A 23,087-nucleotide genomic window follows, 5' to 3' on the forward strand; every position below is an offset into this window, starting at 1 on the left:
TTCTGTGTAGGAAAACTACCAATAGGCCCCTCTATATAGGCCAATCTGGATTTACTTTTTCGGCCAAAACCACCACACACCCCTCCCCTCACACGTTCATGTAATTACGCACTACCCACCCACAGTAGTGGCCCATGAACGTAGCCACCACACACAACAACACATACATACACACACGCATGTATCTGCTCATGATGCCCGCGCCGGTTGAATGAGGGTAGCAGCGCAGTGAGTACAGATACCATGAGATACAGCACCAACAGGGATGTCGGGCTTTGTTCCGATGATCTTGTTACACCATGCACATACGACATTTCCGATTGTTTGCATGAGGGTGCCTTTTTTCATAACGTTATGAAAATTGAGGAATAGCACAAGAGGTACCAAAATACCACTTTGCGGGTAAAAAACGCCTATCTAGGCGTCTCTTCTATGATTTGCCATGAGTCGGTGATATGTAATTCACCCTCATTCAAGTGAGGCGAGGCCGAAGTGATAACACCATCGGTATGGTTGAAGGTAAGCGTGCAGTCATTTGTACCCTGACCAATAGCCTTGCGGTGAATGTAATCCCAAGCGGCCGCAAAGGTCATAAACACACCTAAGTAGTTGTTCCCATTGGGGCCGATTTCAGTGTATGTGGCAACGTATACAGTCATAATATCTCCATTTTCATAACGTTATGAAAGTTATATGTGGATCGGTTTTTTCAATCGAGTTTTTAGAAGGCCGACCTAGTAGGTAAGATATAGGACGCACTCCGCCTTCGCTTTTTGAGTTTTTCAACTAAAAAATTGAGTATGTGATTTGACTCACAATCCCGAACCGCGACGCCGGTTGAATGTGGTATTCGAGTACTACTTAGGCGTATGTTACGCCTTGAGCCTTGCACACTTCCGCGAAATCGGCTTCCGAAATCTGCACCTTTTGCGATAGTGCGACCATCTGGCGACCTACTTCAGTAGCCAACGCGTCGCCTGTCAGACCGTCAAACACGTCAACTTCAGTGTTCTCTGGCGTTTCGCCGTCCGCCGCTTTCTCCGCGTCCTTTTCGGCTTTTACCGTGGCATTCTTGAACGTTTGTGCCATGCCGAAATGCGCGGTTTGATATGCTGCAAACCGTTTCGATGCCGACAGCTCCGAAAACGTTTTCCAAACGCTAGCGATTGTTTCGTTATGCGCCATAGTCCATAGTACGATGGTGAAAACGTTGTCTATGTTCCGCGCCTTACTTGCGTATCGTTCGCCGTGTAACGTGTCGAGCTTGCATCGTTCGGAGTGTTTCAGAGCCGAACCGTTTTTCCTATCTTCCGCCGTGGCCTTCAGCACTCTGCAAATGCTATTCCACATTGCCAGTTGACACACTGCTTTGGTTTCCTTCGCGCCGGAAGCGATTTTCTTTGCAAACTTCGCTTTGTCCGTTATGGAACCATGTTCAACCAATGCAGTCATGTAGTAAGCAACTGCCAGACATACAGTCAGGTATGTATCCGTTGCGCTTTTCCCAAGTTCCGTGCCAGTCTGTACTGCCAATTCTTTCAACGTCATTGTATTGACCTATCTTTCTCAGTGGGTGAATTTTTCATAACGTTATGAGAATGACCCACATTCAACCGGCGCGACCCACGGGGTTACTCACCGTTCACTTTGTCGTGCCTTCATATGCTACACGGTATAGGCATGAAATTTTTCACGAATTAAGTTCATATACGACAACAAGTTACAGCGTTATATACGGGGTATAGTTGGCCTTAGTAACTGGGTAGAATCGCTGAATTAGGACCAGAAAGGGTGCATTTGACGTAGGTTGGGCTAAGTTGTTGCAAAGAAAGGAGTTAAAAGAAGAGAAACGGGCAATACTATTGGATATGGGTACGTTTCGTACCTAAAGGGGTGTTTATGGAGGGTGTTTCGTCGTAACCTCGGCCAAATCAACTACTTACGGGTTTATTTTCGATTATTCGGGCCTATTTGTCGTGAGTAAGCTATGCAATTTGCAACCTTACTATAAGTAAGCTATGCTGTGTGCAACCTTATATAGAGTATATAGCGAAAAGAGCGACTTGAAAATTTGGATCGGCCGGATTTGGGCGAATATGGCGTTTGGGGTTGACTTTTGGGCCTAAATGTGTTATATTACAGGGTATTTCGACATAGGAGGAATGATGCCAATTGAAGTGATAATTTGCTTGGTAGCGGCCGTAATCGTGTCTCTTGGCTTGGTAGGCCGTACGTTTTGGGTGTTATACAAAATGGACAAATCTGTAGAAATGTTGCGCTGAAAGTATGTTTTTAGCCCTAGTGGTTATACAAAATAAATGGCGGTTTTCCTAGGATTTTTGATTTCAAGGAGTGAAAATGAAGACAACTGAAGAAGAAGCTCAAGCGATGCTGTACGGAGACAACGACGATTTTGAGATCATCCTGGACGAATTAGAGGAGCTCGATCGTTGGTCGGCGACTAGCAGGTTGATTGTGAGACAGATGAGTACAGACAAGTTTTTCGAGACTTACTACTCACAGGGAGCCACAGAACAGCAGGATCAGGCGCCTTTTGAATATGCCGGAACCGTAACTTGGAACGAGGTTGCGCCCGTAGAAGAGATGTGCCTTGTGTACAGGCCAATCCCAAAGGAGCAATAATGCCTATATTTTTTAAGCAGCTAGTATCACATAGTGGTTTTCTGTATGGAGTTGGAGCTGACGGACAATTATGGAAGTATGAGCCATACCAGCGCGATGGTATATATGAGTACTCTGATTATTGGGTACCAGTAAACAAGTATACTTATGCCGAGGCTGTGGCGATTAACGAAAAAGTCAATGAGGGGAAGGTGAGCCCATTCTAACCCCAAGCGTGAAGATATTCGGGATGACCTGGGGCGGCTGGTTGAACCTCTTGGTGCTTCAGTGGTTCTTTGTACGGCTGGCGTGGTCTCCTGGAAAAGAAGATAGCTGGCGTCTGTTACGTTGGATTATACCGATGACAGGCTGGCATATCTGGTTCTGGAAGAGTGACCGATTTCTCTACTTGAGAAGACCCATACGATGGTAGACTGGAGGAAACGTGAACGAGAAAAGCCTTCCACTTGAGATTGGATTACTTGGTGGCATGGCCCTGATTGCCCTTGTGGCAGCTATTATGGGGCTTCCACTGACGTGTCTGATCATAGGAGTGTTTGTGATCATAAAAGGCATCCAGATGGCCCTGGAGGGATCTAAGGGTTGACTTTTTAGGCCGAATGTGTTATACTTCATGTGACTCGAAAGGGAGCCGTAATGGCGAAGCGCAGCATACTGAAAGCTAGAAAGAAGGATTTCCGGATTGACACGTTCAGAGCCGGTGGCAAAGGTGGACAGCACCAGAACAAGACAGATTCGGGAGTTCGGATCACCCATACCGAAACAGGCTTGTCTGCAGAGTGTAGAGAGCATCGCAGCCAGAAACAGAACAAGACTGCCGCTTTCTTGAAGCTCGTGGACAAGCTCGTTGCGTGGGCTATAGAAAATGACACACCTGTGATGATCTACCACCAGGAGACCGTACGAACCTATAACAAAGCCACCAACCGAGTTACAGACCATGCGACCGGCCTGAAGGTGTCCTACAAGGACCTGGACGGTGAGTTCGCTACTTTGGTTGAAGCTAGGCGGAAAGAGATGGACCGATAATGGCTATAGAATACGGAGTGATGAAAGACGAAGTACAGTATCATCTAGAACAGCAGCCGACTGAGTGTCTTTGTAATGAATGCGGCAAGGATGTGGACTTCGAGGCTTCGGTCGGCGATGATCAGGACTTGACCATAATCGCGTTTAGGTGCGAGTGTGCTATAGAAGAAATCGACAAGTTAGCGGCCGAGGTCGCCAGACTGGAAAGGGAGCTACTATAATGTTTTGGGAAGAGTTGAAATGGGCTAGGGAAGATCTGGCAAAAGAGCCGCTTAAAGTCAAAGTTGCGATAGCGATACTGGGTGTTTTCGTCGTGACCGGTATTGGAGCAATAGTGCTGGGCTCCTTTCAGTCGATGGGATTTATGGCCTTGTGGATGTGGCTGGGCCTGAGTACATTCATGTGGGCGGTTATAACGTTAGCAGCTAATAATGACTGAGGTATACAAGAAGGAACGGACACAGCTAGACGACGATTTGCGGCGGAATGCTATGAGTCAACGGAGGACTACGAAAGTTCAGGTCGATCGGGCTGCTGTAGCGAAAACCAACATGCCGGCCGATCTGATGGCTGACGTAGATAGATTGCTGTTCGAGTATAAGGGTGCACATATAGGCTTGATGGCTGTGTACCATAATCCTACGATAGAGGCTATTCAGGCTTATCTGGATGTGGTTATCAAGATCAGTTACGAACTGCGCCCTCATATGCAGAACGCGGCCTCAATACGACAATACATCTTAGACGACCTGGGAGAGTAATAATGCTTACGCGAAAGAAAATTGAGGAAATCCAAAGTAAATGGAGTTTCGGTTCTAGCGGCAAAGCCTTTGCGATATGTGGTCTTTGCGATCGCGCCAATGCGTTACTGGATGAGCTCCAGCGGATAGCCCTAAAAATCAAAGGACTCGAGGAGTACAAATGCGAATAGCGGTTGTAGGCTCTAGAAACTACAAAAAGAGACGAATAGTTGAGTTTACATTGAGTCGATTGTTTGCGGAAGGAGATGAGCTGATTTCTGGAGGCGCAGCTGGTGTAGACACATGGGCAGCAGACTGGGCCGATGAACACGGATACGAATCGACTATCTTCAAGGCTGAGTGGGATCTATACGGAAAAGCGGCCGGCATGCTCCGAAATACCGACATAGTCACAAGTTGCGACATCCTTATAGCTTTTTGGGATGGGAAATCGAAGGGAACTATGGATAGCTACAAGAAGGCACAAAAACAGAAAAAGGTAACCATGCTTTGTGTTTGGAAGGATGATGAAGGAACGAGTGTGTGAGCAGTGTGGAGGCAAATTTACGCCGATACCTGTCAAGGTGAAGACACTAATCGCTTGCCCGCATAAACGCAAGGGATGTGGTGAGTACTGGCAAGAGGGGAGGCGACTCTGTTGGTATCCAAGAACGTACTGGCAACTACCGGAGGATGAATAATGGTTGACGATGCTTGTGGTATCCGTGATAAGCCGGTGTACTGTTGTGAGGATTGTGGTCGTCCGATCTATGCGATGGATATAGGTACCAACTTGGCCTTCTCCTCGAGATTGCCGAAAGATACTCCTATCCACTGTCCGCACTGCCGAGCAATTGGAACTATTGGTGCCGTCCGAAAGTATGAGGGTTGACTTTTATGGACAAATGTGTTATATTACTGCAGGAGGAAATATGTCAGACCTAATAGAACGACTTAAGCACTTTCAGGAGCACGAAGCTGGGGTAAATGATGAATATGGAGCTCAGGTTCTGTATGCCGCTTGGAAAGAGTTGGAACGTCTAGAACAACACAACAAATTCTTAGAAGGCGAAGTGGACCACCAGGAGAGGCATAAAGCAAGAGCAGCGGTACAACGTCAACAGGCCGAAGAACATCGTGACGCGTATCGCGCGGTCCTAGAAGACCGGATTGCGTTCTACAAGAAACGTGCTGCCGAGCGAAGCCTGAATATTCGTGAAAGTGCAACATATGGTGAATTACACGAGTTGTTAGTTGAATTTGACAAGATTGACGTAATGGAGCATTACGGAATAGGTCCTGAAGACCTACACTTAGACTTTGAGAGGGAATGCACATGAACAAGCTAATTCTGACGGTAGGGCTGCCTAGAAGTGGTAAATCCACTTGGGCCAAGGAGACAGGATTTCCAGTTGTATCTCCTGACGCCATCCGCCTGGCATTACACGGCCAGCGGTTCGAGACGCTAGCAGAACCTATGGTTTGGGCTATTACGAAAATTATGGTTAGGGCGTTGTTCTTGACAGGCAGTACTACCGTTGTACTAGATTCCACGAATACGACTAAGAAACGACGTAATACTTGGTTAAGCAAGGACTGGGAGATAGCTTATGAAGTTTTTACTACTAGTGCTGAGGAATGCAAACGTCGTGCGAGAATGACAGCTCAGGATGACTTGTGCCCGATTATTGACATGATGGCTACAAATTGGGACGGGGAGCTTACAGTCAACAATGCCACTTGTACAATAGAATTGAAATAAGGAGAAAATCATGGATGGATGGATTGGAGTAGACCTGGATGGGACGTTAGCACATCTAGGAGGATACAAAGGAATGGATTTCATCGGTTCGCCGATTACAGTGATGGTGAACCGTGTGAAGCGTTGGCTTGAGCTTGGGATTCGTGTTAAGATTCTTACAGCGAGAGTGGCCGACGATCCGGACGGACACAACAAGAAAGTCATCGAAGCATACCTGAAACAGCACGTCGGACAGGTCCTGGAGATTACGTGCCAGAAGGATATGAACATGTTCGAGCTATGGGACGATCGTTGTGTACAGGTTGTTAAGAACACAGGTTTGAGGGTAGGAGAAGAACGTCGTATTCACACCAGGGAGGCCGCTGCTAGGTAGAGGCCCTCTTTCAGCTGAAAAACGCGTTAGAAACGATTTTAGCGCGAAATAGAGGTATTGAAACAAGGAGAGACAGTGCGAGATATAACAGGGATGGAGCGTCCGCAAGTAAGTAATGATGAATTGCGGGCTGCTCGTAACGCTATTGCGCTCAGCTTGCATCAGCGCCTAGACGAAAAGACGCGCGGAGCCTTCATTAGTACACACGAAGCGCTAGGGGTCATCACGGAAGAATACAAGGAGCTGATAGATGCAGTTCAGTCCAACGAGAGGAATGCTATCTTCTTGGAGCTGATAGACATAGCTACTGGATGTGAATTCGCGTTGGCCTCGATGTTGGCGTGTGAAGATGCCTGATAAGCAATCGAAGTGCAGAAATGCCGATAAATACCAAGCTATGCGCAAGCCTACCTGCCTGGATGGCAAAGTGTGTGATGTGTGTCGGACAAAGTGGGAACGGGCGCTACTACAGTCTGAGGCTATAGCGGTTGCGGTGGACAGCGTGATTATAGAAGAAATACAACGAAAGGCGAAGTATGTCATTTCCAACAGAAGTACTGAAGATAAGACGTAGAGTAGAGCGACTAGAGCAGATGCGTAGAACTGCTCGTGAGGACTACAATTCCTCAATGAAAGAATACTACACCCAACTTAAACACTTACAAGACAGCTGTCCGCATCCTGAATATGATTGGGAATTGGATGGAGCCGGCCACAACAACATCAAAACTTGCAAAGTCTGCGGAAAGTAGGAGATCATGGCTCATACAGTATATTTGGCGGGTGGGATGAGAACCGGCTGGCAGGATCAGGTCATAAATGCAGCACCAGACCTGGACTATAAAGACCCTCGGACTCATGGGTTACGAAAAGAGAAGGAATACACAGAGTGGGACCTTAACGCTATTGATGAGTCGACCATCATGTTCGCATTCCTAGAGGCTGATAACCCGAGCGGCGCCGGACTGGCGTTAGAGATAGGTTATGCAAAAGCCCAAGGGAAGTATATCATCTTTGTGTGCGAAGCCCAGCATCCACATTATCGGTATTTTGGGATGTCTCGTATGTGTGCAAATAGGGTGTATGACTATCTAGAAGATGGTGTTGAGTTTCTAAGAACGTTCCAGACGTTTCCACGAGACGCTTCAGATCCAGACAACTATTATGGGAGGTCGCGTGACTGAGCATAAGACATGGTTAAAGGTAGCTGAGGTGTTTGCTTCAGCTAAACTCTCGGATGACGGATTCTATGATGCCGGTCCGATACTCAAAGAATTTGTCTGTGGAATTTGTGACGCCTTACAAGATATGCATATGGTAGGTGACATCACGGCCCAGATGTGCACACTAATGAAAGAACGGCTTCTACTATTCAGTCCTGACTATAGAGGTCTTTCCGTTGATCAGTTTTTCTGGTGGGACACTGAAAACATTATAGGCAATCAAGGACGAATACTGGCCTGTTGTTTCTTGGCCGCTATGACAGATAAGGAAGATGCCCCTTGACAATTGGGGCTAAGCGTGTTATATTAAGGGGTACTCAAAAAGGAAAAGAAAAATGAAAATCACAGTTACACACTTTCTGGAGCTAGACAGAGTCCAGATTGCACATCACGTGTCAGTAGCAAGTCACGGGGTTTATGAGTGTGAGTCATATGAACTAGAATCCATACTCAAACATATCGGCTCCTTGATGGCTAGTCATCACGGCCGAACTACACTTACCTACAGCGACAGCGACGCCTACGAGCTGCCAGACAGGGGGGACAATGATCCTCGATAAATCAGGCACTCCCATAAAAGACAACTCCCAAAACGAACTAATGGAACCAGAAGATCTGAATGATCTGTTCATTTTCGATCCAAACGTGATTCTGACTCCTCTGAACGCTAAGACCATCTGTGAGGCAGTTGCCAAGATTCAGTTAGGCCTTGACGTGCCAGCGGAAGACATTTCCAAAGTGGCTCAGGAGTACTACAATTATGGGATGAAAGAAGGGCTGCGTAAAAGTGGCGACCTCGAGCATATACACATAGCACGACAGGTACTTAAGGATTTCTTGTTGGTAGCTGATAACGTCTACGAGATGCTGGCTACGTATGTCCAACCGGACCAAGTATCACCACTGGCGGAGGATGAAGATGCATCTGAAGACCGTTGAAGAGTTAATAGACCAGGTGGAGGTGCTAGGACGCAGTTTTCAACGCGTACACGCTGAAGCCGCAGTAAGCAATCATGAATGCAAACAGACTTTCACGAAACTACTACAGCTACGAGATGCTATGCTGTTGGGAGCGGCCGATGCCAAAGAAGAAGATAGAGATTAATGGAAAAGGAACAAAGTTCGATTTCAGAGATAAGAAGACACGTCTTGAACTGCTTCCGCCTAATTTCACAGAAGCGATCGGTAAAGTACTTACGTACGGCGCCGAAAAGTACGATGCGCATAATTGGATGCAAGGGATGGAGTTCAGTCGACTCATAGGCGCTATGAAGCGTCATCTGGAAGAGATAGAGTTCAGTGAAGATTGGGATCCGGAAACCGCAGAGCAGCACACGGCTCACATAGGCTGTTGCTTGGCGTTTCTACACTACTTCATAGAGCATCCAGAGCAGTACGAACAGTTCGATGACCGTGTCTTTGAGCGGGGGACAGCTACTGCAGCGTCTTCCAACCCGACACTATTTGAGGTACTACATGAACAAGATAAAAGCAAGAAAGCTAGTCGCAGACGACAACCAAAAAAGAAAGCGAAGAAAGGCACTACGAAAAAAAGCAAAGCCGGTTAACAACCGAGTTCCAGTCAGCCACTTGCGCCCAGCAGGAAAATTAGTTACATTACAAGAGCTCAGCAAGCGCAGGGATCTCAGTCCGGCTTTTCAGTTAGGTCACAGCACTCAGCGAGGTCGGCTACTAAGTGTCGACTCCTCTGGAGCAGATGTGGTGTATGAAATTTACCAAGCTGATGGCGGCGTCCGTAAACAGAAAACATGGATCAGTGCGAGTACTCGTGTGTACCCATTACTTCCGTACAAGCACAAAACAAGAAAGCATACTAAATGAGTTTATCAACGAGTGCCAGGTTCCTGTGTTTCTACGTCCAGATGGCCGGCGGATCAATCGCCACCACGCGGGAGGGTCTTGGTGATCTTCTTGGTGTGCACATCTCCACCATCCACAGAGCACTTGTAGAGGCTCGAGAACTTGACTTTTTGACAGTCTCGAGAGGTTATCGTTGCATCGTCGTCGAACAAACGGACACCCCTTTTGAGCTGAGTAAGGTTGCAGAGAGCATAGCTTATAAGGAAAGTAAGGTGTCACAGTGCAACACTGGAGTGAGTAAAGGTGCAGAGAGCGTAGCTTACTCTGAGAGTAAGGTTGCAGAAAGCGTAGCTTACTCGGAAGTAAAGGTGCAGAGAGCACAGCTTACTCCTGAAATTGAGGAGCCGGTTCCAGGTAGTACTATAAAGGATACTAGTAAGTCTATGTACAAAGAACCTAAAGAGCACATAGTAACTACGAAGCACACAGATACTAACAAGCACATAGTTAGTAATAGTGCCAAAACACCAAAAAAGCGAAAGCGAACTGCGAAGAAGGCGAAGCCTAAAAAAGAACCGACGCCGTCAAACTGTCCCTCAATACCGAAAGGTGGCATAGATGTCTCAAACGTAGCTGAAGAGGCATTTGCATTCCCATATGCCGGAAAAGGCTATAACGTGATGGGAGTGTGGTATTGGGTTTTGATGCGGTACAAGCGTAAGGGAATAGATCATCGTATGATATCGACTGAGTTTGGCAAGAAAGCCACTATCTATGCGAGGAACCTTGGCGCCGTGTTCGGCAAGGATTGGGATGAGCATAGGAAATACATCGACTGGTTCTTCCAGCAAGATGATGATTTCATTAGAAACAAAACACATTACGGGTTCGAGTATATGACAAGCAATGTATGCCTAAACAAATACAAAGCAAGCACCTCCCAGACAGGTGGTGCAGACTTTATAGACTCTGATGAAGAACGACAGACTCACGGAAGGTGGATTCAGGAATGAGATTTACAGAACCTCCAGTAGGGCTTTTGACGATACCTAAGCGTTTTGCAGAAGCCAAGTTCGACGAGAAGACTTCAGATGCCCTCAAATCAATTGGTGAGCTGTATGTGGACAATTTTACTACGTACTACTCCGAGGGCCGAGGGCCGGCTTTCTTAGGCGCACCAGGTGTTGGGAAGACCTATGCGGCCGCAGCTATCGCCCTGCAGCTTCATAAGATGGGAGTCCCCTGCTACTGGTCCGACGTAGTCGCAGACATGACTAAGCTGTTGGAGTGGAAAGACTTCAACCATCGGACAGAGTACTACAAGCTCAAAGGAAACATAGTCAACACTCCGTTCGTGGTATTGGATGACTTCACCTACTTGACAACATATCAGCGCACTAAGGAGCTTTTCTTTGAGATCTTGAACGCGCGATACTCGGCAGCACTACCAACACTAATTACAGGTAACTTTGCTCAAGATGACAGCGGTCCTTGGACAGCAATTAGTAACAATTTTGGCGGAGCAGTCTCCCGTCGCATAAAAGTCATGTCTAAAGGTTTAGTATTCAGAGATTGAGGGGTTGACAAATGGAGACGAATGTGTTATATTACATGCTAAGAAAGGACACCGAGTGAGCACACGTAGAGAAGTCGCAGAACAGATGTTTGAACTCTTCCAAGGTCGGAGGAGTGCGTACGCTATTAAGATCATGAAAGCTGATGGTGGGAAGGTGTTCATCCCCAACAGAGACGGGGAGGAAGACTTACCCTTTACACCAGAGGTCCTGGAAGCTCATCTCGCTGGTGAGATAGCCGCAGGCATCTATGTGCTCGATGGCACAGAGACGATGTGTGCGGTGGTTGACTTTGATGGCAAGAAGGGCGATCCTCTCAAGGATGCCCTGGTGGTCAAGAGTGCAGCCCTTACGAAGCTAGGATTGAGTAGCGTCCTGGAACGATCACAGAGTGGAAATGGTGTCCATCTGTGGTTCTTCTTTGATACGATGATTTCAGCGAAGCTGCTGCGTTTTGTAATCGGTAGTGTGATTCCTGAGTTTTCAGTTACGGTCAAAGATCGTGTATCGAGCTATGACAGGTTGTTTCCTGTTCAAAATGATGCAGGTGACAGTTATGGCAGCTTGGTGGGCTTACCACTGAACGGGCCTGAGCTGATAGCAAAGGAACGCACCGTATTCATCTCTGAAGACGGTGAATGCTTGCCAAAGCAGAGTGAATTGATAGGCAAGCTCTTGTTACAGAGAAATCTGTCAGGAGCAGTGCGAGAGATCGCTAAGAGTCTTCCAGCTCCGCAGAAGCGCACATCCGGCGGTAAAAACAACAAGAAGATGAAGAAGACGGCAGGGGGTATGAAGCTGTTGTCGCAATACGGTTGTTCGTGGCTAAGAGGAATGCTGGAGAACCCTGATAGTATGGACGAGTCCGAGTGGCACGCAGCTTTGGGTCAGTTTGCTCAGATTAAAAACGGCGAAGTTCTGGCACATACTTTCAGTTCCAAGTCGTCTAAGTATAATGAGAAGCAGACACAGGCCAAGTTCGATGTAGCGTTGAAAAAAGACCTACCTATGCGTTGCGACACGATACGCGAGAAGTTCGGTGGATGTCCTGAAGACTGTGTCTGTCAAGAGTTTGGATATGACTATCCGTGGCAACTAGCCAAGATACCACTAGAGAAACTACAGCAGCAGCAGACCGGCCTGGTTTACACTGGCGTAGAACTGGCCTCCGTGGCCCTGGATGTAGCCAAAGAGATTGACAGTGGCCAGAGGATGGGTTTCACATGGGGCTATGACGTACTTGATGACGCTACTGAGCTCAGACCGAAAGATCTCGTGATCGTCGCTGCACGTCGTAGTATGGGTAAGACAGGAGTCATGATCGACTCTTCTTATAGAGGTGCCAGCATAAAGGTTCCACAATATGTCTTCTCCCTGGAGATGAGCGCTGAACAGCTAGCCTTGCGGTACTTGGCGCGGATCAGCGGCGTGGACCTGACGTTGATCACCACAGGTAAGTTAGGGCCAGCGGAATGGAAGCGAGTGAACGATGCTGCCAAAGAGCTGAGCACTCTTCCGATCTATATAGATGACACAACATGTATGGTTGAGCAAATGCTTGATCAAGCCGGAGAGCTTGTATTCCAGCACGGACAAGGTCCGATGTGGGTAGACTATCTACAGTTGGTTAAAAAGCAAGGTCGTGAGTCTCAGAAAGAGGCTGTAGATGCAGTTATCTACGCGTACAAAAATATCGCCAAGATTCTAGATGTGCCCGTAGTAGCGCTTGCACAGTTCAATCGCGGCGAAGAGACGTACGAAGGTAACGACGACCTAGACTCCTGGCTGAAGGACACAGGTAACATCGAACAGCATGCGGACGTGATTCATTACATCCGAGGTACAGCAGCTCCTGGGACAGTGGTACGCCGTTGGCGCATCCACAAGGAGCGGCACAGACCGCAGGCGTTGAATTTCAAGTTCGAGTTGGAGCAGTGCATATTCAAGTGGGAACCAGCGGGTATCTGGGCTGGGGACGCTGGGGTGGACGCAGACAACCTTTATGAACTTAGCGGGCGCGGGTTTGATGACATTGAGGACTGAGTTTAACTATGAATACATTACTGAAGCGTCTTCACTCGAAAGGGTGAAGGCGTGGATGCAAAACCACAAGTCGTTTGTAGTGGATCTCGAGACTACAGGTCTTGATCCGTTCTCGAACGATATAGTACTAATGCAGATCGGAAATACCGAGAAGCAATGGGTGATAGATGTACGGGCTGTAGACATCGAACCCCTGAAACCGATAATGGAAGATCCAGAGTATTTGAAGCTGGGTCAGAACATCAAATTTGATTTGAAGTTCTTGAAGCACCAGAGGAATTGGAGCTTTGAGAACGTAGCAGATACCATGATCGCTGAACAAGTAATGCGTTGCGGTATTCTTATGGGCGGTGCTAGTATGGGCGCCCTAGCCCAGTTTTATCTCGGTATAGAGATCGACAAAGACCACAATTTGCGTACAGGTTTCGGTAAAACAGGCGTAGGCATGTTTTCGGAGCGGCAGCTTAGATACGCAGCAGGGGATTGTATCTACCCCGTGCAAATTGCGCGTCATCAGAAGGCTAAGATACGCGAACGCGGACTGAGTAACACCTTGTCACTAGAGCATGCCTTCATTCCTGTCCTCGCAGACATGGAACTAGAGGGAATGCGAATCGACGCAGAAGCATGGACTGGTCTGTACCAGCAGGCACTGCGTAGCGCAGCTGAACAAGAGAAGTTACTTGATAAGCTGTTCCAAGTGGAGAAGGTTAGTCAAGGCGACATGTTTGGTAAGGCGCAGACGGTGCGTAGTCTGAATTACGGGTCATGGCAGCAGGTGCTGAAGCGTCTCGTCGGTTTGGGGTATCGCACTCTGCAGAGCACCGATTCGGAAGAAGTGGCCCTAGCGGCCATCAACGGACAGATTCCACGTGAGCTTGCTCAGGCATTGATCGCGTATCGTATCTTCCGTAAACGCGCGAATACATACGGCCTCGGATTCTTAGAAGCTATACATCCCGTTACTGGGCATATTCATAGCGATTTTACGCAGGCCACTACACATACAGGACGCTTAAGTTCTGGGCAGCGAGGCTTTAGCACCGGCACATCGAAGAGAGTGAATCTTCAGAACATTCCGCGATTGTCGAAGTACAGACACTGTTTTATCCCTGACGATGGAGATGTGTTCATCGTATGGGATCTGAAGGCGATCGAACCACGTATTCTAGGGGACATGTCTCAAGATCCAACATACGTAGAGACATTCACGAACAACGGTGATATCTACAATGCACTGGGTTCTGTTATCTACGGGGAAACTGTTAGCAAGGCACCAGGACGGCCGTCTGAGTTGCGTACCAAGACGAAGATCGGAATCCTGGGTACGTCTTACGGAACAGGCAAGAACAAGTTCTACAGGAACATGCTTCTTGACTTGAACCTTAATGAAGAGGGATTCCTGAAAGATACACCAACTCACATCACACAGGATGAAAGCGACTCCCTGTGGGAAGGTATCTTCGAGACATGTCCTGGTATTAAACAGACACTGGACTCTTTGAGTGAGATAGCTAATCCCTTAGGTTCGAATAGGACCTTATACGATGAGCGAGCTGCACATGAACCAGAGAGCAAGGTGTATGACAAACTAAAAGAGATGTTTGAACGCAACTCGAAGTTGACTGAGGAAGACGTAAAGGGCAAGGCTGGACGCCTAGTCAACAAGCGTGGGTATGTTAGCTACAGTGTTTCTAGAAACGGTCGCAAAAGATACTTCAAGGTCTATCATGGATCTTCGTACACAGACGGCCGGAATCATCCGATTCAGAGTACTGCAGCTGACATTCTGAAGAAAGCATCCGTAGACGTGCATCGTCGTATCAAGCAGGAAGGGCATCACGCGGCGATCATTAATCAGGTGCATGATGAATTAGTACTTCGATGCCGAAAAGATGAAGCAGAAGCAGTGAGTGCGTATACACAAGAGCTAATGGAAGCAGCCGGAAACGCTTTCATGTCTACCATACCGTGTGCTGCTGAGGGCGGAATTTACAACAGATGGGAGAAAGAATAATGGTGGTAGATGAGCGCACGTGGCCTTATCTGTTCTGTGCCCATTGTGAAAAACTGACACCAATTAAAGAAGATCCGATCACCTTAAAATCAGAGTGCATGGTATGCAACTATACCATCCTCACCAGCAAAGCCGGCCGCACCGTGTTCCTTTCTGTTAAAGAAGCACGAGTGCGCAGCCTTCCGGTTGTAAAGAGAGGGTAGTATGAAATGGATTAAGAAAGTCCCTTTGTGGATAGTCGTTGCAATAGCTATATTTGGGTACGTGAAATATACCCAAGGACAGATGGACGGTTTACGCTCAGAGCTAGCAGAGACACGGTTCAGCTACGACTCAGTGGTCGTAGTGGATTCCGTAACTGTAGCAAGGCTTGCTCAGCGTGATATCGAGAAAGACAGTCTAGCTGATGCATTGGAAATTGAAAAAGAACTAGGCGCAGAGTTGATAGCCGCTGCTATCATTCATGTGGACCCAGAACCAGCACCAGCTGAGACTATTCCAGTCCTGGTTGAGGTGTTGAGCGATTCGACGCGTATAGGTCATGTGGTGGATACGACAACGAGCGGAGTGTTGACAGCGACAATTACAGCCCCTCCTTGTTGTGCGGCATTAGATCTGGCTTATGTGTTTGATCCTGCTCCACTAGAGCTGACAGTAGCGGTGTTGCGCGTGGCACCAGAGATGGCGGTGTTCGCTGTGCGTTATCGAGGAGGCGAGACGGAAATCGAAGCGCCGTTCGCGCGATTACCAGCACCACAGAAACGTTTGATACCTTATGTAGGGGCGTACTACGAGCTGGGCCAGGCTAAATGGGCTGTGAAGGGTGGAATGAACTTGAGGATGTTTTGGGGATTGTATGGCTTCGTAGAAGGTTCGCAGCGAGTTACAGAAGGCGTGCCTGCACTGACTGCAGGCTTCACAAAGGAGTTTTGATGGATAAGGAAATGAGGAAACGGTTCTGGAATGATTTTTTGATTCCGACGCAAGAGGTAACTGAGGATGTAGCGTACGCCAATCCAGCTGAAGTCGCGCGTTCGTTGGTTCGAGCTCGCAATTGGTACGGAACAATTTCTGAAGACGTACTGGAAGCAGTGGCACATATAGAGACTGAGGCTGCCGCTCTACGGTCTTTGGAGATGCATAAAAATTCTTTGGAGCAATTTATAGTGGCTCGCACAATGCTGACAGAGAGTCTTAAAGCACTTCCTACTAGTGTTGCTAAAAATCAACAGACTATGAGTGTGTTTGCTCTCAGCAAAGCAACTCCTGAGGAAGCAGTGGATTTGTCGGATATAGCCGACAAACAGCGTGAGGCTGAAGATAGCAAATCCTTTTGGTTGACGGAACGTGCACAAGCTGAGATTATGCGACGTGCTCTAGAGAAAACCACCGACTGGTTGGTACAGTACATCAACTGGCATAAGTTTGAGCTGAGGGAACAGGTATGAGTGAAGAACAGGTATGCGAAGCGTGTGGATCTGTTGTAGAGTGTGTGTCCACATATGCGGTGCGGTGTGTAAAGTGCGGCCAATATGCTGAGCCCTACTCCACTGAGGACGAGCTGGTCCCTTGGGAGAAGATCAGGCGCCGCGCAGCCAAGGAAGATTCGCCTGGAGAGGACTATGAGTGAAGGATCGGTAATATCTAAAGTCCTCTATAGGGAGCTATTGGAGCGGGATGATTACGCGTGCATCCACTGCAACTCAGACGAGGGACTGCAGCCTGCACACTACGAAGCCCGCTCTACACACCCCAATAGAGTGGAGGTCGTAGATGACTACATGTTGCTATGCAATGAGTGTCATCGTAAGCACACGATCGCCAAATTGAAGGTGCTGCGGCTAGGTGGGAGATTCTTTTTTAGAGAAGTGCGGTAATGGGAGACTTAAGAGGACTTATATACATGGGAGGCAACTGATGGAGAGGTTATTGACGTTCGGCAGCAAGGTAGGAGCTGCGTTGCAGGAGTGGGATAGGCTTACGGGAGAAGAGGCAGCGTTCCAGCTGATGATCACCAAACATGACCGTATGGGTGAGAAAGACATCGTTGACACGTGCCTGGATGGTTTACGCAATATCAAAACCCAAAAAACAACCATTTCTGAGCTTATGAATGAAGCCTTCGGCCGAACAATGGCAGAATTACGAGTATTGTCTTATCAGCTACGCGTAGCAGCAGAACAGCACGAAGCCGTACTGCTTGATAGACTACGCTTTGACAGGACGATTGAGATCCTAGAAGCCTCCAATTCATTTGGCGGTGGAGAGGATGAGGATATCACCGAAGAGCTGGAGACTACCAAAGAGACCTTGCGTTTGCAGGAGGAAGCCAGTTTAGCCCACATAGTTGCCCTGGTGGAAAAAACTGATTAATTTCTTTTTTCGGAGAAGTCATGGACAAAAAATATAAGGTGATCAGAGAGTTAGCCGTAAAGAAAAACCCAAAGACAGGTAAATGGCTATATGGGCGTCGGGAGATTATGAGACGAGCAGAGGCGACGGAATGGGCCGTACGCAAGGTGCTCGGGGAATTACGCGGATCTGGACAGGGAGCACACTCAGCGCCCGTGCCGGAGGAGCGTAGGAGAATGCAAATAGCCAAAGAGCAGGTCGACCTGCCCACAATAGTAGTGAACGTACCTAAACGTAAAATCAGGAAAGCACCCAAACGCGACACAGAGCAGGTAGTGATTGGGAGTGACTTTCATGCTCCATATGCACACGAACCGTCATGTGAAGTGTTCTATAGGGTGATCGAGGATTTACAGCCTGATAAGGTTGTGTTGCTGGGAGACGTTATTAACCTAGACCACTTCGGTAGCTTCGACAAACTACCAGGTATCCCAACATGGCTAGAGGATGTAAAGCATGCAGCTGAGATCTTGGGGAACGTTCGTGCAGCGGCGCCTAATGCAGATTTGGTATGGTATCGCGGAAACCACGAGCAGCGTCTAGAAAAGCACTTGATACGTCATGATCCTATTCTATATGAAGTCCTGGACATGGAAAAGCTGTTCCTCCTGGCTGATCTCGAGGTCAACCATATGAAACAGTGGGCTTACAAGAACGTGTCGGAAGAGCTGGACGAAGAGCTTGGTATCGTCTTTGCACACGGCCACAAGGTTCGTAAGCATTCTGGTATGACCGCATTTGCGCACGTAGATGACCTAGGCATGTCGATGGTACTTGGTCACTCTCACAGACTAGGGCTGTATAGAAAGAGCACCGGACGCTCGAGATATCTCGGTGAGCAGCCCCTGTTCGGGATAGATAACGGTTGTTTGTGTCGCTACGACATTCCTTATGTCGATGGACGCACCTCCAACTGGCAGCATGGCTTCTCGGTTTTGTCAGTAGATAGATCAGGTGAAAGGCCTGTCATTGAGCCGTCGATAGTAGAGATTGGTGACGGTCGGGCCATATTCAGAGGCAAAATCTACAAAACCTAAGGGGGCATATGCGAGTAATTGCGTTAGACGTATCCGGCTCTTCAACGGGTTGGGCGTACGGGGAAGGACGAGAGTTGTTGGAGTGGGGTAAGTTTATCTCGAACTTACGGCATAGCCGTGGGCGACGATTGCATGAATTTGGAGAGCGGTTGTCTGAGTTATTTAGCGAATACGACCCAGAGGTGTTGCTGATAGAAAAGCCATTTCTGGGACGTAACAGCAACGTACTGGCAAACCTCTCTAAGTTCGTGGCGATCGCCGAAGAGGCCGCTTACAGAACTCTCGAACTGGATATCGAAGCTGACTGGTTTATTGATCCTCGACAGATAAAGAAGTTGATGGGGGTCAAGAAATCAATAGTCAAGAAGAACACTAAAGCAAAGCACGATGACAACAAACAGATAATGGTGAAACGGATTAATAAGCTGTACGGCCTGGGTCTGAAGTATAGCAAAGGTAAGAGTAAGAAGCATAACGATGACGATATAGCCGATGCTATCGCCGTATGGCATGCGTGGTGGATTCTCAACAGCGATGAGTCTGCACACTAAACTTACAAGGGTGGATGGGGGTATACGGATGCCGATGGTACATCGCGGACACGAGATCGAAGAAGTACCGGATATAGAAAATTCGGTACTCGATCGGGTGGTTTTTGATCAGTTCCTTGCTATACTCACGGACAAAGAGCAGGAAACCATAGAGATGTGGGCGCAAGGATGGACACTAGTAGAGATCGCAGCACACATAAGCTGCAAATACGATGGTCGCGAGAAGGACAATCCACTGTCTCCGCGTACCTTTGGGGTGCGAATTCACAAGATTCTGCAGAGATTACGACTACATCGGTCTCAATTAGAGCAACTTCCTCCAACTTGGTTGAATAATACCCAAAGTTGCCCTAAAGCTGCCCTCAAGAAGACTTATATTAGAGGGAGCGATGCTAAATGACAGAAAAGATAGACAAACCGACCAGAGAATTCGGCATGTCGTGGGACGAGATTGCCGACTATGACAAATTAATCATCGCCATCTCCGTAAAATACACAGGCGGAGATGAAGATTTACGAAAAGACGTATCACAAGAGGTGCGATTGCGGCTACATGCCGATCGCAGACTTGACACAAGTAGGTTTGATCCTACGAAAAAAGACTCAGCTATACGCAATACTATTCGTAACAAGGTATTGACCGTCATAGGTTCGCGTAACCTAGGCAAGTCCCAGCTGTCGTCTTTGGAGGCGTTATATGCGATGGGCTTACAGGTGGATTCTAATTACAATGTGGTATATCCAGACCTCCCTAATGTCGGCCCTCCGGTTGATACAGCAGAAGGTGAGGAAGGGTAATGGCTAGGCTGATACAAGAGTTTGACGTAGGTAAGGACTTCACAGAAGGCGAATTCAACCATTGGCGAGAGCAGTTGACGTGGTGGATTAGTACGTCGATGACTAACGTCGAAGACCCACTTGGGCATGCTAACAAAGTTTTGGATGCAGCCACAAAGGGAACGAAGCTAAACGGCGAAGCATGGCCACAGATTTCGAACGATTTCTTTAAGCGTGTGAATCAGTTAGCCGGTTTCGACTTGAAGAAGGGCGTAGGCAAGAAGAAGAACCCTGCCGGCCGTCCCAAGACCACCCGTAACAAGCGTACCTTCTCGCAGATCACAGCGGAACAAGTACCTCCTATACCTATTACTGAAGTGGATAGACGACAGGATGCGTACATAGAAAATTTGGTAGCTAAATACCCTCACCTTGATAGTCCTGTGTACGCACCAAAGGTAACAGAGCTAGCAGAGCTTATCATCAAGAGTGGGATGATGAGCCTGGATTTCATGGCTGCGACAGGTAAGACGCTTGAGCTGCTAACCAAGGTTAGAGCTGAGATGCAGAAGCAGATTGACGCGATCATGAACTTCCTTGAGATCTCTCCGAAGATGCTACTTACCAAACAGAAAGAAGCGCAAAATTCCGATGTCGGTAGCTTGATAGCGTCGATGGAGGAGTTCGGTGATTGGTGGCAGGACTTCGAACGTATTGATGCGTTGCGTGAGCTATTACAAAAATACCACCAGCTGAACGCATTGCGTCCGGACAGCACACCTCAGCTAAATGCCTGGGAGCTGTGGCACATGACACGTAATCGTCCAGTAGAGTTTACCTGCCGTTGCTTACAAGGGGATCAGAAGGTGTGTTTAGAAGACGGAACGTGGGTTCCTATAAAAAAGATTGTGCAAAACTCAAGCTCCGAGAGGGTGATTTCTCTTGATCCTTTGACCGGTAAGTTTGAGGCGCGACCCATTCTTTCCTGGTATACGAGTAGGACTGATAAAGTAAAGTGGTTTAAGGTTTCATATGAAGGTGCAAGAGGTCGTAAGAATAACAAAACCGAGTCAGTAATCGTGTCCAATGATCATAAAATCTATACGAGAACAGGTCTGTGTCGTGCTGATCAGTTAACCACAGAGAACGAGATCGTTGTACGTGCTCCTGCACCTAATGAGCAACAGTATCAGGTCCTGGTCGGGACTTTGTTAGGTGATGCCAGTATTCGTAGCGGTTTTTGTTTCAAACATAGTGCAAAACAAAAAGAGTGGTTTGATCTGAAAGTTGCATCGTTTAAGGGTTTACGTGGTGTTGTTCAGTCGTTCCCTGAACGAAACACCAGTAAAGCTGGGTTTTCCTTTAGAACTTTGCAGTATCCGTTTGTTCGCAAATTGAGAAACGAGTGGTATCCAAATGGTAAAAAAGTGATTCCAGAGTTTTTAGATTTAACACCTATGGTTTTAGCTACGTGGTATATGGACGATGGTTCATTGGTGAACAAACAGACAGTTCGTATTGCTACACATTCCTTTAAGCAAGACAATCTAGTCTTGATTCTAGAGCAACTGTTGCGGAGGTATGCCATAACTGCACAGTTTAACAGCGCCGGACAGGGCTGTAACACAAAAGTCCTAGCAATAACCAATAAGACCAGCAATAAACAAGTTACGCATGACTCAGCGGGCAGGTTTTTTAACCTTATTTCCGCTTACATTCCAGAGTCTATGCAGTATAAACTACCCGAGCAGTTTAGAGGCAACTACGATGCGTCGCTGTGGCAATTAGGTTCAGCAAACGAGTATTCCTATTGTAAAGCAGTGGTCGAGCCTTGTGAAGTTGACGACAGAAGGATGTACTGTTTTGAAGTAGAAGCAAACCATAACTTTGTAACTAGCGCTAATATTGTTGTAGAAAATTGCGGTGAGAGTTACACTTTGTTAGGCGGGTTTACACCAGAAGAAATAGAGCAGGCGTTAGTTCAAGCACAAGCAGTGTATGGATTCGGCCTGGAAGGGATTGAAGGAGTCGATTTCGTCGATGATGGAGTGGTACGCGAAGGTGCCACCTTAGGTAACATCACTGTGACCGAAGAAGACATTATGCCTGCGGAGATGGAGGATCTAGATGCCGAAGAAGATGCGACGAGTACCAGCAGCGACGGAGCAAGTACTTAGAACACATGGCCGTTACATGGCCTTTTTACGAAGACACCCTACTCACGCGGCTCGAATCTTGTTCGGTATCATTGTCCCACCACATGAGTCAGCTATGTTGGAAGCAGCATGGTCAGGCTACAGAGATCACACGTTCAAGTGTTCCCGTGGTGTCTCAAAGACATTCACAATTGGGTCACTGTTTACGCCGCTAAGAGGGTTGTTGTTCCGAGGGTCGCGCATCCTTGTAGCCTCCGCTAGTAGGTTTCGTGGAGGTAAGTTGATTCTCAAAGATAGTGAGCGACTGATAATGGGCAGACTGGGCAGTCAAAAACTGCCCGCGCATTTTGCTCGTAAATCTATCCAACACGTCAAGACTATTAAGCACGAACCGGATATGTGGTATATAGATTTCACAAGCAATTCTACTGTCTTTACACTGCCGACGAATAACGAAGAAGCGGTGCGCGGGGCGCGCGCAAACATCCTAGTGATTGATGAGCGGAATACCTTCGACGGTGAGGCAATCGAAACAGTCTACAGGCCGTTCTTGGCGGTAGGACAAGACTTCGAGAACCCAGCTGAAGGCGCATCTGGAAACCAAACGTTCTTCGTAGGAACTATTGACTATAGCTATCGCGACTGGTACAAAGGCATCATGGCTGTTAAAGACATTGCTCATCTTGAATATGAGCAGCAACGTGCGTTGATGACCCAGGACTGGGAAACGTATGATGCCTTACAACGACGACACGGACACCAGCTTCGTGGAGCGTCGGTTTGTTTCATGCGTTTTGACTATACTGACTTGTTGATTCCTACCAAGATCGGAAAATACAAGGTCAACTATCCAGGAGCCCGCCAAGGACGCGACGTGTTGTGGGACGATCGTGATCAGAAAGATTATATCTACACTTACCCTGTAAACA

General features: G+C 47.7%; 29 protein-coding genes. 27 read left to right on the forward strand and 2 right to left on the reverse strand.

Annotated features, from left to right (window positions below):
* Nucleotides 1-413: 413 nt before the first annotated feature.
* Complete coding sequence (locus KOO63_07920; GenBank protein MBU8921730.1) at nucleotides 414-659, reverse strand: hypothetical protein; 246 nt, start codon at nucleotides 657-659, stop codon at nucleotides 414-416.
* A 202-nt stretch (nucleotides 660-861) separates the two neighbouring features.
* Nucleotides 862-1,548 carry a hypothetical protein gene (locus tag KOO63_07925; protein MBU8921731.1) on the reverse strand — a complete coding sequence of 229 codons (687 nt, stop codon included), beginning with the start codon at nucleotides 1,546-1,548 and terminating at the stop codon, nucleotides 862-864.
* An 810-nt stretch (nucleotides 1,549-2,358) separates the two neighbouring features.
* Here KOO63_07925 and KOO63_07930 point away from each other — a divergent pair.
* The 27 genes from KOO63_07930 to KOO63_08060 all read left to right on the forward strand — a co-directional run.
* Nucleotides 2,359-2,643 (forward strand): hypothetical protein, encoded by a 285-nt coding sequence (locus tag KOO63_07930; GenBank protein MBU8921732.1) that lies wholly within the window; start codon nucleotides 2,359-2,361, stop codon nucleotides 2,641-2,643.
* Nucleotides 2,644-3,067: 424 nt separating this feature from the next.
* Nucleotides 3,068-3,229 (forward strand): hypothetical protein, encoded by a 162-nt coding sequence (locus KOO63_07935; protein ID MBU8921733.1) that lies wholly within the window; start codon nucleotides 3,068-3,070, stop codon nucleotides 3,227-3,229.
* Nucleotides 3,230-3,279: 50 nt separating this feature from the next.
* Nucleotides 3,280-3,672: a hypothetical protein gene (locus KOO63_07940; GenBank protein ID MBU8921734.1), complete on the forward strand. Its 393-nt coding sequence runs from the start codon at nucleotides 3,280-3,282 to the stop codon at nucleotides 3,670-3,672.
* Nucleotides 3,672-3,893 (forward strand): hypothetical protein, encoded by a 222-nt coding sequence (locus KOO63_07945; protein MBU8921735.1) that lies wholly within the window; start codon nucleotides 3,672-3,674, stop codon nucleotides 3,891-3,893. The genes KOO63_07940 and KOO63_07945 overlap by 1 nt, the downstream gene beginning before the upstream one ends.
* Nucleotides 3,893-4,111 carry a hypothetical protein gene (locus KOO63_07950; GenBank protein ID MBU8921736.1) on the forward strand — a complete coding sequence of 73 codons (219 nt, stop codon included), beginning with the start codon at nucleotides 3,893-3,895 and terminating at the stop codon, nucleotides 4,109-4,111. The genes KOO63_07945 and KOO63_07950 overlap by 1 nt, the downstream gene beginning before the upstream one ends.
* Nucleotides 4,112-4,163: 52 nt before the next feature.
* Nucleotides 4,164-4,433, forward strand: a complete 270-nt coding sequence (locus KOO63_07955) for a hypothetical protein (GenBank protein MBU8921737.1) — start codon at nucleotides 4,164-4,166, stop codon at nucleotides 4,431-4,433.
* Nucleotides 4,434-4,593: 160 nt separating this feature from the next.
* Entirely contained in the window at nucleotides 4,594-4,959 is a 366-nt protein-coding gene (locus KOO63_07960; GenBank protein MBU8921738.1) for a DUF2493 domain-containing protein, read from the forward strand.
* 385 nt (nucleotides 4,960-5,344) lie between these two features.
* Nucleotides 5,345-5,752 carry a hypothetical protein gene (locus KOO63_07965; protein ID MBU8921739.1) on the forward strand — a complete coding sequence of 136 codons (408 nt, stop codon included), beginning with the start codon at nucleotides 5,345-5,347 and terminating at the stop codon, nucleotides 5,750-5,752.
* Nucleotides 5,749-6,174: an AAA family ATPase gene (locus KOO63_07970; protein ID MBU8921740.1), complete on the forward strand. Its 426-nt coding sequence runs from the start codon at nucleotides 5,749-5,751 to the stop codon at nucleotides 6,172-6,174. The genes KOO63_07965 and KOO63_07970 overlap by 4 nt, the downstream gene beginning before the upstream one ends.
* Nucleotides 6,175-6,184: 10 nt before the next feature.
* Entirely contained in the window at nucleotides 6,185-6,547 is a 363-nt protein-coding gene (locus KOO63_07975) for a hypothetical protein (GenBank protein MBU8921741.1), read from the forward strand.
* 758 nt (nucleotides 6,548-7,305) lie between these two features.
* Nucleotides 7,306-7,731: a nucleoside 2-deoxyribosyltransferase domain-containing protein gene (locus tag KOO63_07980; protein MBU8921742.1), complete on the forward strand. Its 426-nt coding sequence runs from the start codon at nucleotides 7,306-7,308 to the stop codon at nucleotides 7,729-7,731.
* Complete coding sequence (locus tag KOO63_07985; protein MBU8921743.1) at nucleotides 7,724-8,053, forward strand: hypothetical protein; 330 nt, start codon at nucleotides 7,724-7,726, stop codon at nucleotides 8,051-8,053. Before KOO63_07980 ends, KOO63_07985 begins: the two co-directional genes overlap by 8 nt.
* Nucleotides 8,054-8,316: 263 nt before the next feature.
* Complete coding sequence (locus KOO63_07990; GenBank protein ID MBU8921744.1) at nucleotides 8,317-8,709, forward strand: hypothetical protein; 393 nt, start codon at nucleotides 8,317-8,319, stop codon at nucleotides 8,707-8,709.
* 140 nt (nucleotides 8,710-8,849) lie between these two features.
* Nucleotides 8,850-9,338: a hypothetical protein gene (locus KOO63_07995; GenBank protein ID MBU8921745.1), complete on the forward strand. Its 489-nt coding sequence runs from the start codon at nucleotides 8,850-8,852 to the stop codon at nucleotides 9,336-9,338.
* 270 nt (nucleotides 9,339-9,608) lie between these two features.
* Nucleotides 9,609-10,604, forward strand: a complete 996-nt coding sequence (locus KOO63_08000; GenBank protein ID MBU8921746.1) for a hypothetical protein — start codon at nucleotides 9,609-9,611, stop codon at nucleotides 10,602-10,604.
* Nucleotides 10,601-11,167, forward strand: a complete 567-nt coding sequence (locus KOO63_08005) for an ATP-binding protein (GenBank protein ID MBU8921747.1) — start codon at nucleotides 10,601-10,603, stop codon at nucleotides 11,165-11,167. The genes KOO63_08000 and KOO63_08005 overlap by 4 nt, the downstream gene beginning before the upstream one ends.
* 55 nt (nucleotides 11,168-11,222) lie before the next feature.
* Nucleotides 11,223-13,208 carry a hypothetical protein gene (locus KOO63_08010; protein ID MBU8921748.1) on the forward strand — a complete coding sequence of 662 codons (1,986 nt, stop codon included), beginning with the start codon at nucleotides 11,223-11,225 and terminating at the stop codon, nucleotides 13,206-13,208.
* Nucleotides 13,168-15,225: a hypothetical protein gene (locus tag KOO63_08015; GenBank protein ID MBU8921749.1), complete on the forward strand. Its 2,058-nt coding sequence runs from the start codon at nucleotides 13,168-13,170 to the stop codon at nucleotides 15,223-15,225. Before KOO63_08010 ends, KOO63_08015 begins: the two co-directional genes overlap by 41 nt.
* On the forward strand, nucleotides 15,225-15,428 hold the full coding sequence (locus tag KOO63_08020; GenBank protein ID MBU8921750.1) for a hypothetical protein: 204 nt from the start codon (nucleotides 15,225-15,227) through the stop codon (nucleotides 15,426-15,428). Before KOO63_08015 ends, KOO63_08020 begins: the two co-directional genes overlap by 1 nt.
* A gap of 1 nt (nucleotide 15,429) precedes the next feature.
* Nucleotides 15,430-16,158 carry a hypothetical protein gene (locus KOO63_08025; GenBank protein ID MBU8921751.1) on the forward strand — a complete coding sequence of 243 codons (729 nt, stop codon included), beginning with the start codon at nucleotides 15,430-15,432 and terminating at the stop codon, nucleotides 16,156-16,158.
* Entirely contained in the window at nucleotides 16,158-16,673 is a 516-nt protein-coding gene (locus tag KOO63_08030; GenBank protein MBU8921752.1) for a hypothetical protein, read from the forward strand. The genes KOO63_08025 and KOO63_08030 overlap by 1 nt, the downstream gene beginning before the upstream one ends.
* A 469-nt stretch (nucleotides 16,674-17,142) precedes the next feature.
* Nucleotides 17,143-17,598, forward strand: a complete 456-nt coding sequence (locus tag KOO63_08035; GenBank protein ID MBU8921753.1) for a hypothetical protein — start codon at nucleotides 17,143-17,145, stop codon at nucleotides 17,596-17,598.
* Nucleotides 17,599-17,618: 20 nt separating this feature from the next.
* Nucleotides 17,619-18,674, forward strand: coding sequence for a metallophosphoesterase (locus tag KOO63_08040; protein MBU8921754.1), 1,056 nt, complete (start codon nucleotides 17,619-17,621; stop codon nucleotides 18,672-18,674).
* A gap of 149 nt (nucleotides 18,675-18,823) precedes the next feature.
* Nucleotides 18,824-19,225, forward strand: a complete 402-nt coding sequence (locus KOO63_08045; GenBank protein MBU8921755.1) for a hypothetical protein — start codon at nucleotides 18,824-18,826, stop codon at nucleotides 19,223-19,225.
* Nucleotides 19,226-19,621: 396 nt separating this feature from the next.
* Nucleotides 19,622-20,023: a hypothetical protein gene (locus KOO63_08050; GenBank protein ID MBU8921756.1), complete on the forward strand. Its 402-nt coding sequence runs from the start codon at nucleotides 19,622-19,624 to the stop codon at nucleotides 20,021-20,023.
* Nucleotides 20,023-22,179: a hypothetical protein gene (locus KOO63_08055; protein ID MBU8921757.1), complete on the forward strand. Its 2,157-nt coding sequence runs from the start codon at nucleotides 20,023-20,025 to the stop codon at nucleotides 22,177-22,179. The genes KOO63_08050 and KOO63_08055 overlap by 1 nt, the downstream gene beginning before the upstream one ends.
* Before the next feature lie 259 nt (nucleotides 22,180-22,438).
* On the forward strand, nucleotides 22,439-23,087 hold a 649-nt coding region (locus tag KOO63_08060), incomplete at its 3' end, for a hypothetical protein (protein ID MBU8921758.1).

Source organism: Candidatus Latescibacterota bacterium (assembly GCA_019038625.1).
Lineage (GTDB): Bacteria > Krumholzibacteriota > Krumholzibacteriia > Krumholzibacteriales > Krumholzibacteriaceae > JAGLYV01.